Origin of the sequence: Ponticoccus litoralis, assembly GCF_039769985.1 — a bacterium.
Taxonomy (GTDB): Bacteria; Pseudomonadota; Alphaproteobacteria; order Rhodobacterales; family Rhodobacteraceae; genus Ponticoccus; species Ponticoccus litoralis.
Map to the genome: position 1 here is coordinate 230,250 of NZ_JBDNCH010000004.1, position 13,837 is coordinate 244,086.

The window sequence follows — 13,837 nt, forward strand, 5'->3', positions numbered from 1 at the left end:
GTAACCGCCAAGGATTGAGACATTCTGTCCATTCACGCCGGATCGACCGCGGGCAGGGAAATCTCGAAGCGGCTGCCCTTTCCGGGTTCGGAACTGGCGGAGATCTGGCCACCGGCCTGCGACACCAGCTGCTGGCTGATCGACAGGCCAAGCCCGGTGCCCCGGGCCAGCTTGGTCGTGTAGAACGGGTCGAAGATGCGGGCCAGCACCTCTGGCGGCATGCCGACACCCTCGTCCTGTATCACGAGGTGCACGGTATCACCCGCGCCCGAGACCGCAATGGTCAGCGTTCCGCCGTCGGGCATGGCGTGGGCGGCATTCAGCAGCAGGTTGACGATGACCTGCTGCAGCTCGGTCCGCGAGATCCGCACCGCCGGCGTGGGCTCCAGCGCCAGCTGTGGCGTGATGCCCGCGCCCTCCAGCTGGTGCCGGGTCAGCACGAGGCAATCGCGCACGACCTCGCCCGGATCCAGCGCGTCTGCGGCGCCCGAGAATTCTTCCGGTCGGGCGAATTGCAGCAGTTTCGAGACGATGACGCCAATCCGGTAAACCTGATCGTCGATCAGCCGGAACTCTTCGTGCACCAGATCGGCGGCGGCGCCCAGCTCGTTCCGGGCGAGGTCCAGGTTGCCCCGGATCACCGCCACCGGGTTGTTGATCTCATGCGCGACCGAGGCGGTGATCTCGCCCACCGCGGCAAGCTTTTCCGACATGATCAGCCGTTCCGTCGTGCGCTCCAGCCGCCGGTTGGCATCGCGCAGGTCGGCGGTGCGCTGCTCGACCCGAGTTTCAAGGCTTTCCGCCCAGTCCCGCAGGGCCCGGTCCCGGGCCTGAAGCTGGTCCAGCAGGTGATCGAGATGCGCCGCGACCTCGGGCGATTTCCCCGGCCTCGGACCGCGTCCCGTTGCGGGCCGAAAGGTCGCCCTGTTCGACGCGGGCGATGGTGCGGGTCATGTGTTCGAGTGGCCGGAAGATATGCCCGGCCCACCGCAGGAAGACCGGCACCGAAAGCGCCGCGATCAGCAGGAAGGCCACGATGAGCGCGGCAATCGAGTTGCGCTTGGCCTGCACGAAGGGCGCCTCTAGGAACCCGACGTAAAGCATGCCCACCCGGTCACCCCGGCTGTCGACGATGGGCTCGTAGGCCGAGACATACCAGTCGTTGACGACAAAGGCGCTGTCCAGCCATGTGCGGCCCTCGCCCAGCACCTGCGCGCGCACCTCTGCCGAAACCCGTGTCCCCAGCGCGCGGACGTTTTCGAACAGGCGCACGTTGGTCGAGACGCGCACATCCTCCAGAAACAGCGTCGCGGTGCCCTGAGAGCCCTGCGGCAGGCTTTGTTCGCGGTAGACAAGGGCGTTGATGGTGTCGATGAAATCGAGGTTGCTGTTCAGCAGCAGGCCCCCGACCAGCGCCCCCGGCGCGCCGCCGGGCAGGGTCGCGGGCGCCGCGGAATGGATCACCATCCCGCGCGTTTCCGCATCCCGGTCGGTCGGAACGGCGGCGCGGGTGGGCACCAGCGGGATCTGCGCCCGGCCCGGCAGATCCGGGTTCACGGCATCCAGTTCGCGCGCGCTGAAAATGTCGACCGCGCTTCTGGCGCGGCCTTCGATGGCCTCGGCGATCACCGGCCAGTCTGCCGCCGCAAAGCCCAGCGGCGCGCCCTCGCCCGCCGCAAGGTAGAGAAAATCCAGCCCCAGCCGCTGCCGCTCGCTGTCAAGGAAGGCCTCGGTGGTGCCCTCGCTCAGCGCGTCGCGGAACACGGCAGAGCGGGCCACGGCGTCGACCCGCTCGCCCGAGCGGTCGACGAGCCGGGCCAGGTACTGGTCGGCGATCGTCAGGTCGCCCGTGACCTTGTTGACCAGCAGCGCATCGACCTTGCCCGACCAGCGCCAGACGGCGCCGCCCAGCAGCAGGGGCAACAGCACCAGCATCGGCAGGAGCGCAAGCACCAGAAGCCGCATGCGGACGGAGGTGAACAGCGAACGCATATCACAGGCCCAGTGCGGCGCATTTCCGGTCGATGGTCTTGCGCGAGATCCCAAGCTGGCGCGCCGCCTCGCTGCGGTTGCCGCCCAGCAGGTCCAGCGCCCGCAGGATTTCCCGCCGCTCGAGGTTCTCCAGCGATGTGATCGCGCGGGTCTCTTCGTCGGCGTCAAGCGTTTCCAGCTGGAAACGGTACGAATATCAGCGAACGTTCGATAAAGTTGCGCAGCTCGCGGATATTGCCGGGCCAGTCGTGCCGCAGCAGGGCCGCGCGGACCGGGGCGGTCAGCTCCGGCGGCGTAATCTGCATGGTTTCGGCGATCTCCTGCAGGAAGAGTTCCGCCAGATCGCAGACGTCATTGCCACGGTCGCTCAGCCGCGCCATCTCGACCTCGATCACGTTGATCCGAAACAGCAGATCCTCGCGAAAACGCCCCGCCTCGACCTCCGCGCGCAAAGGACGGGTCGTCGACATCACGAAACGCACGTCAAGCTGCACCGCCCGCTCGGTCCCGACCGGGCGGATCACCCCGTCCTCCAGCACCCGCAACAGCGCCCGCTGGGCGCCGGGGCCAAGCTCGCTGACCTCGTCCAGGAAGACCGTGCCGCCCCCGGCGGAGGCAAGCAGCCCCTCGCGGCTGCCCACCGCCCCCGGCACCACCCCGGCGGCATGGCCGAAAAGCTCCAGCTCGATCATGTCGTTCGGGATGGTGCCGCACTGGATCGGAACGAAGGGTCCGCCCGCCCGCGACGAACGCGCATGCAGGTGCCGCGCCGCCACCTCCTTGCCGCTTCCCGACTGGCCGGTGATCAGCACCGGCGTCGAAACCTGCGCCACCCGGTCCAGCAGCGCCTTCACCGTTTCGATGGCCGGAGAGTTGCCCACCAGCTCGCGCCGCCGCCGCCGCCCCGGCAGCGCATTTTCCAGTTCGCGGCGCAGCAACCAGTTTTCCCGCCGCAGCCGGGCCATCTCGATGCAGCGCCTGAGCGCGTTGATGATCTGGTTCGAGCGGAACGGCTTCAGCACGAAGTCGGTGGCCCCCGCCCGCAACGCGTCGATGGCGGTTTGCAGGTCGGCATAGGCGGTGATCAGGATCGTATCCGTCGTGCCGCCCTCGCGCTGCTGGTTGACCAGCCAGTCGATGCCTTTCTGGCCGGGCATCATGTTGTCGAGGATCATCACGTCGTAGTGCCTTGCGCCAAGGCGCTCGGTCGCGGTGACCACATCCTCGGCCTCATCGACCGCCGCGCAGAGCGTACCGCAGGGTCTTGGTCAGGAAATGGCGCATGCCCGGTTCGTCGTCGACAACCAGAATCCGCGCTTCGGCCAGCCCCTCTCCGGCGGCGACTTCGTTCAAACTGGGCATCTGGCTCCTCCTGACCGCGTGCGGCACATCGCGCAGAGAGAGACCATGCCCGCGGGTCAACCTCAAGCCGCTTCGCGACGGATGCGCCGCAGCCGCCTTGTGGCCTTTCCTGTCGGCCCACGGCGCGATACGGTCGGGGTCCACCAGCAGCGGCCCGCAAAGGGACGCACCGCACCGGACGAGAGGATGCCTTATGCGTTTTGGATCAATTCTTGCGATTTCTTTGGCATGCGCCTCTGCCGCATCGGCGGAGGTCTCGGTTACGCTGAACCTCGGGTCCGAGGACATGACCATGCATACGCAGGGTTACACATGCGACGCGGCGCAACCCTTCGACGTGCAGTATCTCACCTCGGACAGCGACGCGCTGGCGCTGGTGCCCGTGGACGGTGTCCGGCGCGTCTTCGTCAACGTGGTCTCCGCCTCGGGCGCGCGCTACGTGTCCGGGCAATACGAATGGTGGACAAAGGGCGAGACGGCCACACTGGGCGACGTGATGCAGGACGACGCCCTGCTGCACTGCACCGCAGACAATCCGTAGAACGGGGCCGATGAGGCGCGGCGCAGGGCCCGGGGGCCCTGTCGCTCCGGACCGCGGCCCAGTTCCCCTGTCCGCCGCGGCCTCTTACCGCGAGCGGCCTACCCCCTCGGCGCGCCGACACCCTTGTAGAGTGCCGCGGCACTGGTGCGGTTGGACACGCCCAGCTTCTGCCTGATCTGTTCGAGGTGGTAATTGATCGTGCTCAGCGTGCTGCCCATGATCACCGCGATCTCCCGGTTCGTCTTGCCCTCCGCAACCCAGTGCAGGATATCCACCTGCCGTCTGGACAACGACTGCAGCGGGTCGGGCGCGCGGCTTTGCAGGGTGATCCCTTCGCGCAGAACCTGGACCCGGGCCAGCGCGAAAAGCGCCAGAACGTTCGTGGCATGCAGGCTATCGGCGGTCAGGGCGTCATCCGAGACGGCCAGAAACGTCATCGCGCCCAGCTTGCCCGGCCCGCCCCCAAGAGGAACCGTTGCGCCCCCCGCGATACCGTTGAGCGCGAGATACTCGGAATATTCGCAATGGCCGCTGTTGCGCCACCCCTCCGCGGACCAAAGGAACGGCGTCTCCCTTTGCACCGCACTTTGCAAAAGCGGATCCTTTGCGGCCCAGTCATCCCTAGAATAGGCAAGCAGATCCTCTCTGGACCAGGTGGTCAGCAGCGGCTCTTCCATCAACTCGACAGCATGCCGCTTGTCGATGGTGATGTTGAAGGAAACGAAGCCCAGCTCTTGCGCCGCGCTCGCCATGGCAGTCCCAAGTTCCGCCATGTCTGCAGCCGCTGAAAGACCGCAGACCGCCTTTGATAACTTCGGCAACATAACACTGTAACCCCATACGATACGGACAGAAAAAAATACCACGCCTGCCGTCAGGCGCCGCACCATGTAGCGCCGGCGGCTCGTCGCGCGACTGGCAGAACTACCAGTTGAGCTCCGAGGGGACAACTGTTCAACGTCAGGGTGACGTGCGGATCGGTCACGTACGATCGCACCAAAGTGATAATCGCAAAGGCTCTTCCTTGTCAGAGGGGGAGGCTTTTTCGCGGGCCGGCCAGGCAGCATTGAGAGGCGGAGAGCATAATGAAAGCGACAATTTTCCCGAAAGCGCAGAACGGTTCCTCCGAGGTTTTCGAAGGGGGCCGAATCGCGCTTGAAGCGCCCAGCGTTGTCCAGCTGGCGATCGGGCCCGAGCAGGTGCTGCGCTTCGATCGGGACGGCAGCGACCTGGTCCTCGTTCTCAAGGATGGCACCCGCCTGGTCATCGAGGGCTTCTTCGTCCAGGATGCCGATGGCCGCAACGACCTGGTGTTCGAAGACGGCAACGGCGTCACCTGGTGGGCGCAATACGGCGAGGATTGGGAAGGCTTCGATATCGCCGAGATCGAAGATGCCCTGCTGATTCCGCCGCTTCCGCTGGCCGCTCTGGCGGGCCTTGGCGCGCTGGCGGGCGGCGCAGCCCTTGTTGCGCGCAATGACAGCCCGGATTCCGACACCCCCGCGCCCAACACCCCGCCGGCGGGCGAGGACGCCTCCGTGACCACGCCCGAAGACACCCCGATCAGCGGATCTGTCTCCGCCAAGGACGATGACGGCGATCCCCTGACCTTCACGCTGGACGGCGGGCCGTCCAACGGCACCGTCACCGTCAACCCCGACGGCAGCTACGAGTACGTGCCGAACCCGGACTACACCGGCGGTGACAGCTTCACCGTGACCGTCGACGACGGCCGAGGGCGGCACCGACACCATCACCGTCAATGTCACCGTCACGCCGGTCAACGATCCGCCGGTGGGTGAGGACGACGCCGTCACCACCCCCGAGGACACGCCGGTCAGCGGCACCGTCACCGCCACGGATGTCGACGGCGACCCGCTCACCTTCACGCTGGACGGCGGGCCCTCCAACGGCACCGTCACCGTCAACCCAGACGGCAGCTACGAATACACGCCGAACCCCGATTACAACGGCGGCGACAGCTTCACCGTGACCGTCGACGACGGCCAGGGCGGCACCGACACCATCACCGTCAATGTCACCGTCACGCCGGTCAACGACCCGCCGGTGGGTGAGGACGACGCCGTCACCACCCCCGAGGACACGCCGGTCAGCGGCACCGTCACCGCCACGGATGTCGACGGCGACCCGCTCACCTTCACGCTGGACGGCGGGCCCTCCAACGGCACCGTCACCGTGAACCCCGACGGCAGCTACGAATACGTGCCGAACCCCGATTACACCGGCGGCGACAGCTTCACCGTGACCGTCGACGACGGCCAGGGCGGCACCGACACCATCACCGTCAATGTCACCGTCACCCCGGTCAACGACCCGCCGGTGGGTGAGGACGACGCCGTCACCACCCCCGAGGACACGCCGGTCAGCGGCACCGTCACCGCCACGGATGTCGACGGCGACCCGCTCACCTTCACGCTGGACGGCGGGCCCTCCAACGGCACCGTCACCGTCAACCCAGACGGCAGCTACGAATACGTGCCGAACCCCGATTACAACGGCGGCGACAGCTTCACCGTGACCGTCGACGACGGCCAGGGCGGCACCGACACCATCACCGTCAATGTCACCGTCACGCCGGTCAACGACCCGCCGGTGGGTGAGGACGACGCCGTCACCACCCCCGAGGACACGCCGGTCAGCGGCACCGTCACCGCCACGGATGTCGACGGCGACCCGCTCACCTTCACGCTGGACGGCGGGCCCTCCAACGGCACCGTCACCGTCAACCCCGACGGCAGCTACGAATACGTGCCGAACCCGGATTACACCGGCGGCGACAGCTTCACCGTGACCGTCGACGACGGCCGAGGGCGGCACCGACACCATCACCGTCAACGTCACCGTCACCCCGGTCAACGACCCGCCGGTGGGTGAGGACGACGCCGTCACCACCCCCGAGGACACGCCGGTCAGCGGCACCGTCACCGCCACGGATGTCGACGGCGACCCGCTCACCTTCACGCTGGACGGCGGGCCCTCCAACGGCACCGTCACCGTCAACCCAGACGGCAGCTACGAATACACGCCGAACCCCGATTACAACGGCGGCGACAGCTTCACCGTGACCGTCGACGACGGCCAGGGCGGCACCGACACCATCACCGTCAATGTCACCGTCACGCCGGTCAACGACCCGCCGGTGGGTGAGGACGACGCCGTCACCACCCCCGAGGACACGCCGGTCAGCGGCACCGTCACCGCCACGGATGTCGACGGCGACCCGCTCACCTTCACGCTGGACGGCGGGCCCTCCAACGGCACCGTCACCGTCAACCCAGACGGCAGCTACGAATACACGCCGAACCCCGATTACAACGGCGGCGACAGCTTCACCGTGACCGTCGACGACGGCCAGGGCGGCACCGACACCATCACCGTCAATGTCACCGTCACGCCGGTCAACGACCCGCCGGTGGGTGAGGACGACGCCGTCACCACCCCCGAGGACACGCCGGTCAGCGGCACCGTCACCGCCACGGATGTCGACGGCGACCCGCTCACCTTCACGCTGGACGGCGGGCCCTCCAACGGCACCGTCACCGTCAACCCCGACGGCAGCTACGAGTACGTGCCGAACCCCGATTACAACGGCGGTGACAGCTTCACCGTGACCGTCGACGACGGCCAGGGCGGCACCGACACCATCACCGTCAACGTCACCGTCACGCCGGTCAACGACCCGCCGGTGGGTGAGGACGACGCCGTCACCACCCCCGAGGACACGCCGGTCAGCGGCACCGTCACCGCCACGGATGTCGACGGCGACCCGCTGACCTTCACGCTGGACGGCGGGCCGTCGAACGGCACCGTCACCGTCAACCCCGACGGCAGCTACGAATACGTGCCGAACCCCGATTACAACGGCGGCGACAGCTTCACAGTGACCGTCGACGACGGCCAGGGCGGCAGAGACACCATCACCGTCAATGTCACCGTCACCCCGGTCAACGATCCGGCGACGATCACCGGTGACGCGACCGGATCCGTTGTCGAGGCCGGTGGCCTGTCGAATGCTGCGGCGGGCACCCCCACCGCGGGCGGCACACTGACCGTCAATGACGTCGATAGCGGCGAGGCGGTCTTCCAGACACCAGCCGATCTGCAGGGAACCTACGGCAGCTTCAGCTTCGACGCCGCGACCGGCGCCTGGACCTATGTGCTGGACAATGACCTTGCGGCCACGCAGGCGCTGACCGATGGCGAGATCGTCACCGACCGGCTGACGGTCGACAGCCTCGACGGCACCGCAAGCGAGACCATCGTGGTCACCCTGACCGGAACGAATGACGTGCCGGTCGTGACCGACGATTCCGGGCAGGCCACCGAGGATGCCGATGGCGGCACCGGCATTCTGAGCGCCTCCGGGCAGGTCACGATCACGGATGTGGACGCGGGTGAGGACCGCTTCGACACCGGCAGCCTGGCCTTCGGAAGCGCCAGCCATGGCGGCGCCGCACTGGGCAACCTGATCGTCGACGCGGCCGGAAACTGGACCTATGAGGTCGACAATACCCTGCCCGAGGTGCAGTCCCTTGCCCTGGGCGAGAGCTTCACGGAAAGCTGGCATGTCACCTCGGTAGACGGGACCACAACCAGCACCATCACCGTCACCATCAACGGCACGAACGACGATCCGGTGATCACGGGCGTCGCCACGGGCGCCGTCAGCGAGGATGTCGCCCTGTCCGAGACGGGCCAGCTGTCGCAGGACGACATCGACACCGGCAACACCCATGCCTGGACCGTGGAAGGAAGCACCGGCGATTACGGCACCCTGACCGTCGACAGCACCGGCCAGTGGCGCTATGCGCTGGACAACACCCACCCCGATGTGCAGGCGCTGCCCGTCGGAGGCACCCTGACCGAAGAAATCACCGTAAGGGTCACCGACAACGACGGCGGCTTCGACGAGCAGGTGGTCACGATCACCATCAACGGCACCAACGACGATCCGGTGATCAAGGGCGTCGCCACGGGCGCCGTCACCGAGGATCTCGCCCTGTCCGCGACGGGCCAGCTGTCGCAGGACGACATCGACACCGGCAACACCCATGTCTGGACCGTGGAAGGGAGCACCGGCGATTACGGCACCCTGACCGTCGACAGCACCGGCCAGTGGCGCTATGCGCTCGACAACGCCCACCCCGATGTGCAGGCGCTGCCCGTCGGAGGCACCCTGACCGAAGAGATCACCGTAAGGGTCACCGACAACGACGGCGGCTTCGACGAGCAGGTGGTCACGATCACCATCAACGGCACCAACGACGATCCGGTGATCAAGGGCGTCGCCACGGGCGCCGTCACCGAGGATCTCGCCCTGTCCGCGACGGGCCAGCTGTCGCAGGATGACATCGACACCGGCAACACCCATGTCTGGACCGTGGAAGGAAGCACCGGCGATTACGGCACCCTGACCGTCGACAGCACCGGCCAGTGGCGCTATGCGCTGGACAACACCCACCCCGATGTGCAGGCGCTGCCCGTCGGAGGCACCCTGACCGAAGAAATCACCGTAAGGGTCACCGACAACGACGGCGGCTTCGACGAGCAGGTGGTCACGATCACCATCAACGGCACCAACGACGATCCGGTGATCAAGGGCGTCGCCACGGGCGCCGTCACCGAGGATGTCTCCCTGTCCGCGACGGGCCAGCTGTCGCAGGACGACATCGACACCGGCAACACCCATGTCTGGACCGTGGAAGGGAGCACCGGCGATTACGGCACCCTGACCGTCGACAGCACCGGACAGTGGCGCTATGCGCTCGACAACGCCCACCCCGATGTGCAGGCGCTGCCCCTCGGAGGCACCCTGACCGAAGAGATCACCGTAAGGGTCACCGACAACGACGGCGGCTTCGACGAGCAGGTGGTCACGATCACCATCAACGGCACCAACGACGATCCGGTGATCAAGGGCGTCGCCACGGGCGCCGTCACCGAGGATCTCGCCCTGTCCGCGACGGGCCAGCTGTCGCAGGATGACATCGACACCAGCAACACCCATGTCTGGACCGTGGAAGGAAGCACCGGCGATTACGGCACCCTGACCGTCGACAGCACCGGCCAGTGGCGCTATGCGCTCGACAACGCCCACCCCGATGTGCAGGCGCTGCCCGTCGGAGGCACCCTGACCGAAGAGATCACCGTAAGGGTCACCGACAACGACGGCGGCTTCGACGAGCAGGTGGTCACGATCACCATCAACGGCACCAACGACGATCCGGTGATCAAGGGCGTCGCCACGGGCGCCGTCACCGAGGATGTCTCCCTGTCCGCGACGGGCCAGCTGTCGCAGGACGACATCGACACCGGCAACACCCATGTCTGGACCGTGGAAGGGAGCACCGGCGATTACGGCACCCTGACCGTCGACAGCACCGGACAGTGGCGCTATGCGCTCGACAACGCCCACCCCGATGTGCAGGCGCTGCCCCTCGGAGGCACCCTGACCGAAGAGATCACCGTAAGGGTCACCGACAACGACGGCGGCTTCGACGAGCAGGTGGTCACGATCACCATCAACGGCACCAACGACGATCCGGTGATCAAGGGCGTCGCCACGGGCGCCGTCACCGAGGATCTCGCCCTGTCCGCGACGGGCCAGCTGTCGCAGGATGACATCGACACCGGCAACACCCATGTCTGGACCGTGGAAGGAAGCACCGGCGATTACGGCACCCTGACCGTCGACAGCACCGGCCAGTGGCGCTATGCGCTCGACAACGCCCACCCCGATGTGCAGGCGCTGCCCGTCGGAGGCACCCTGACCGAAGAGATCACCGTAAGGGTCACCGACAACGACGGCGGCTTCGACGAGCAGGTGGTCACGATCACCATCAACGGCACCAACGATGTGCCCGAGATCTCGGCCGGGTCGGACCTTTCGGCGACGATCACGGAACTGGCCGACGGCGATCCGGCGGAAAACACGCTGGACCACGTCGAGACCGGGACGCTTCAGGTCTCGGGCACTGGACGCGACGGACACCCACACGGTCACCGCCGCGCCGCAGGGCGCGGGCTACCTGGGCACCTTCACACCGGGCGGGCTCGACCCTGTCACCGGAGAGGTCACCTGGACCTTCACGGTGAACGATGCCGATCTCGATACGCTGCCCGCCGGCACGGTCCTGACGCAGGACTACGAGGTCACGGTCGAGGATTCGCTGGGCGCCTCTCACACCGTGACGGTCACCGTCACGATCAACGGCAGCAACGACCGGCCGGATGCGCAGGACGACGCGACGCTGGTTGTCGCGGGCGCCGATGCGGTGCTGGACGTCGTGGCCAATGACAGCGACGTCGACAGCGGCGAAACCACCACCCTGACCGTGACCGAGGTGGACGGCCGGGCCATCACCGCCGGCGGCAGCATCACCCTCAGCGGTGGCCGCGGGACGGTCTCGATGGCGGCAGACGGCACGCTGACCTTCGTGCCGGGCCCCAATGCGCCAGCCGAACTGATCCTGCCCTACACCGTCGACGATGGCAGCGGCACCGCCAATGCCACGACAACCGCGGACTGGGTGATCAACAGCGCCAGCGTCGACATCACCGACGATGCCAGCCCCGCCGGTGCCACGCTTCCCGACAACGTGCTGTCCTCGGTGGACGATCTGACCCAGGTTGCGATCGACGGACAGGCGGCGGTCGGCGGACAGATCACCGGCCTGACCATCTCTGACGGCACGAACAGCGTGACCGTTCCCGTGGGCAGCATCGTGGTGCAGCCCGATGGCTCTTATTCCGTGACCGCCGATCTGAGCGGGCTGGACGACGGCACGCTGACCGTGACCGCCGATGTCGAGGACGCCGCCGGCAATACCGTGACGACGACCGACAGCATCCTGAAGGACACCGTCACGACCGTGACCATCGATCCGGTCCTGGTGGAAGACGGCGTCGCGCCGGTGATCACCGGCACCGGTGAGCCGGGCGCAAGCGTCACGCTGGACGTGGACGGCACGCAGTATTCCGCGACCGTCCAGCCCGACGGCACCTGGAGCGTGCCCCTGCCCGGGCCGCTGGCCACGGGTGAAACGGTGCTGTCCGCCAGCGCGGTCGATGCCTATGGCAACACCGACACGGACGGTCGCACCGTGACCGGGCTGGAGATCTCCGATACGGTCCCCGGACAACCCGAGGATATCCTCGTCGCGGAATCCGGCCTGACCGGCGGCACCGCCGAGGGGACTGGCACCGACACCACCAGCGCGACCTTCGTTCTGGGCACAAGCGCATCGCCGCTTGCCTCGATCGTGATCGGCGGCACGGTTTCGGGCGGCGCCCTGAGCGGCGGCACGACCGTGACGCTGGCCGAGCTGCAGAATGCGGCGACCACGCCGGTCGATGTGGCGACGCAATACGGTACGCTCAGCATCACCGGGTACGATGCGGCAACCGGCGAGATCAGCTACAGCTACACGCTGACCGGCAACACCGGGGATCACAGCGACAGCACCGCCAATGACATCCTGCGCGAGACGATCCAGATTGCCGCCGTCGAAAGCGATGGCGACATCCGGGTCGATCGCATTGTCGCCGGTGTCGAGGACGATGCCCCCGCTGCACCCCGGGCGGATACAGCGGTCACCGTGGTCGAAGGCGGTTCCCGTGTCGGCTCTGCGAATGGTGGCGACAACCTGCTGGCCAACGACACGCTGGGCGCCGATGGCGGCCGGGTGCACGAGATCACCTATACCGACGCCGGCGGCAATTCCGCGTCGGTCCTGATCCCCCAGGGCGGCACGGAACTCGTCATCACGCAATACGGCTCTCTGACCGTCTCCAGCGATGGCTCCTGGTCCTACGCGCCCGATAGCAGCGCCGATCACGTCAAGCCGACAAACGACACCGAGCTGCGGGACGATTTCAGCTATACCACCATCGATGCCGATGGCGACGTCTCGCCGGGCTCTGCGACCCAGCAGATCACCGTGACCGATACGGTTCCGGTTCTGGGGGTGCCGCAGGACGTAAACATCGACGAAGCCAACCTGGCCAGCGGCAGCACCCCCGATGCGGATCTGCGCGAGGTCAGCGGCACGCTTAACCTGACCCCCGGGCAGGACGATGTGACCGTGACTTTCGGCACCGTCGGGCTGCCCGCCGGGCTGAGCTCGGGCGGCGTGCCCCTTGTCTTGATGCTGTCCGCCGACGATCAGACCCTGATCGCGACCAAGGGGAACGGAGGGGAGCCCGTCTTTGTCGTGACCCTGACGGACCCGACTTCGGCAGCAGCAGGATATACCTTCGAACTGCTGCGTCCGCTTGATCACAACGGCGATGCAGAAATCGAGCTGACCTTCGGCGTCCGGGCCCGGGACAGCGATGGCGACACCGCAAACTCCGCTATCACGATCACCGTGGCCGACGATGCACCCGTCGCAACGCTGCAGGTGGACGTTGTCGAGGACAGCCAGGCAGGCGATACCGACAACAGCTTTACCCTGTCGGCGGATATGACCGCGACGAACACGATCGTGACCCACGGCGGCCTCGAGGCCACCCCCGTGACCCTTAACGCCGACGGCAGCAGGGACCACCCCTTCGCCAACGGCACGGTGACGGTCAGTGCCACGGGTGTGATCACCTTTGTTCCTGCACCGAACTTCAGCGGCACCCAGGAGTTTGTCTTCGAGACCACCGACGATGGCGTCACGGCCTCGACGACCGTGACGATCAATGTCGCGCCGATATCCGATGCGCCGGCGCTGTCGGTTGACGCCGAGAGCATCAATGTGGCGGAGGACACCGCCGTGCCGCTGGGGCTGAACGCGCCTGTCATCACCGATAACGGCATGGGAGCCGGCAACAACCTGGAAACCGAGGGGATTGGCCTGATCACCCTGTCCGGCTTTCCCGAAGGCACAATCCTGTCTTGGGGGGCGGCAGCCTGACCGTCGACGCCAGTGGCTC

Annotated in this window: 10 protein-coding genes and 1 pseudogene; 5 read left to right on the plus strand and 6 right to left on the minus strand. The window is 66.9% G+C overall.

The window, feature by feature from the left end:
* Positions 1-32 precede the first annotated feature (32 nt).
* The 5 genes from ABFB10_RS21745 to ABFB10_RS21765 all read right to left on the minus strand — a co-directional run bounded on the left by ABFB10_RS21745 (position 33) and on the right by ABFB10_RS21765 (position 3,354).
* Complete coding sequence (locus ABFB10_RS21745; RefSeq protein ID WP_347168317.1) at positions 33-713, minus strand: sensor histidine kinase; 681 nt, start codon at positions 711-713, stop codon at positions 33-35.
* A gap of 76 nt (positions 714-789) precedes the next feature.
* Positions 790-1,992: a methyl-accepting chemotaxis protein gene (locus tag ABFB10_RS21750; protein ID WP_347168318.1), complete on the minus strand. Its 1,203-nt coding sequence runs from the start codon at positions 1,990-1,992 to the stop codon at positions 790-792.
* Between the two features lies 1 nt (position 1,993).
* Positions 1,994-2,170, minus strand: coding sequence for a helix-turn-helix domain-containing protein (locus ABFB10_RS21755; RefSeq protein ID WP_347168614.1), 177 nt, complete (start codon positions 2,168-2,170; stop codon positions 1,994-1,996).
* A complete protein-coding gene (locus ABFB10_RS21760; protein ID WP_347168319.1) occupies positions 2,157-3,212 on the minus strand; it encodes a sigma-54-dependent transcriptional regulator in 1,056 nt (351 codons plus the stop codon). Before ABFB10_RS21760 ends, ABFB10_RS21755 begins: the two co-directional genes overlap by 14 nt.
* A gap of 10 nt (positions 3,213-3,222) precedes the next feature.
* Positions 3,223-3,354: a hypothetical protein gene (locus tag ABFB10_RS21765; RefSeq protein ID WP_347168320.1), complete on the minus strand. Its 132-nt coding sequence runs from the start codon at positions 3,352-3,354 to the stop codon at positions 3,223-3,225.
* Between the two features lie 193 nt (positions 3,355-3,547).
* Between ABFB10_RS21765 and ABFB10_RS21770 the strand changes: the two genes are divergently transcribed.
* A complete protein-coding gene (locus tag ABFB10_RS21770) occupies positions 3,548-3,895 on the plus strand; it encodes an MliC family protein (RefSeq protein ID WP_347168321.1) in 348 nt (115 codons plus the stop codon).
* A 98-nt stretch (positions 3,896-3,993) separates the two neighbouring features.
* Here the strand turns inward: ABFB10_RS21770 and ABFB10_RS21775 are convergent, their stop codons facing one another.
* Positions 3,994-4,785, minus strand: coding sequence for a helix-turn-helix transcriptional regulator (locus tag ABFB10_RS21775; protein ID WP_347168322.1), 792 nt, complete (start codon positions 4,783-4,785; stop codon positions 3,994-3,996).
* A 195-nt stretch (positions 4,786-4,980) separates the two neighbouring features.
* On the opposite strand from ABFB10_RS21775, the gene ABFB10_RS21780 reads away from it, so the two are divergent.
* The 4 genes and pseudogenes from ABFB10_RS21780 to ABFB10_RS21795 all read left to right on the plus strand — a co-directional run bounded on the left by ABFB10_RS21780 (position 4,981) and on the right by ABFB10_RS21795 (position 13,818).
* Entirely contained in the window at positions 4,981-5,697 is a 717-nt protein-coding gene (locus ABFB10_RS21780) for a BapA/Bap/LapF family prefix-like domain-containing protein (protein ID WP_347168323.1), read from the plus strand.
* Positions 5,690-6,790 (plus strand): Ig-like domain-containing protein, encoded by a 1,101-nt coding sequence (locus ABFB10_RS21785; RefSeq protein ID WP_347168324.1) that lies wholly within the window; start codon positions 5,690-5,692, stop codon positions 6,788-6,790. The genes ABFB10_RS21780 and ABFB10_RS21785 overlap by 8 nt, the downstream gene beginning before the upstream one ends.
* Positions 6,783-10,778: pseudogene (locus ABFB10_RS21790) on the plus strand (VCBS domain-containing protein); the annotation flags it as partial. The gene ABFB10_RS21785 and the pseudogene ABFB10_RS21790, both read left to right, overlap by 8 nt.
* Positions 10,771-13,818, plus strand: a complete 3,048-nt coding sequence (locus ABFB10_RS21795; protein ID WP_347168325.1) for an Ig-like domain-containing protein — start codon at positions 10,771-10,773, stop codon at positions 13,816-13,818. The pseudogene ABFB10_RS21790 and the gene ABFB10_RS21795, both read left to right, overlap by 8 nt.
* Positions 13,819-13,837 lie beyond the last annotated feature (19 nt).

Coding starts and splice junctions, on each gene's coding strand:
- ABFB10_RS21765 (WP_347168320.1), bottom strand. CDS start 3,354: ATGCCCAGTTTGAACGAAGTCGCCGCCGGAGAGGGGCTGGCCGAAGCG.
- ABFB10_RS21750 (WP_347168318.1), bottom strand. CDS start 1,992: ATGCGTTCGCTGTTCACCTCCGTCCGCATGCGGCTTCTGGTGCTTGCG.
- ABFB10_RS21780 (WP_347168323.1), top strand. CDS start 4,981: ATGAAAGCGACAATTTTCCCGAAAGCGCAGAACGGTTCCTCCGAGGTT.
- ABFB10_RS21795 (WP_347168325.1), top strand. CDS start 10,771: ATGTGCCCGAGATCTCGGCCGGGTCGGACCTTTCGGCGACGATCACGG.
- ABFB10_RS21775 (WP_347168322.1), bottom strand. CDS start 4,785: ATGGTGCGGCGCCTGACGGCAGGCGTGGTATTTTTTTCTGTCCGTATC.
- ABFB10_RS21745 (WP_347168317.1), bottom strand. CDS start 713: ATGTCGGAAAAGCTTGCCGCGGTGGGCGAGATCACCGCCTCGGTCGCG.
- ABFB10_RS21770 (WP_347168321.1), top strand. CDS start 3,548: ATGCGTTTTGGATCAATTCTTGCGATTTCTTTGGCATGCGCCTCTGCC.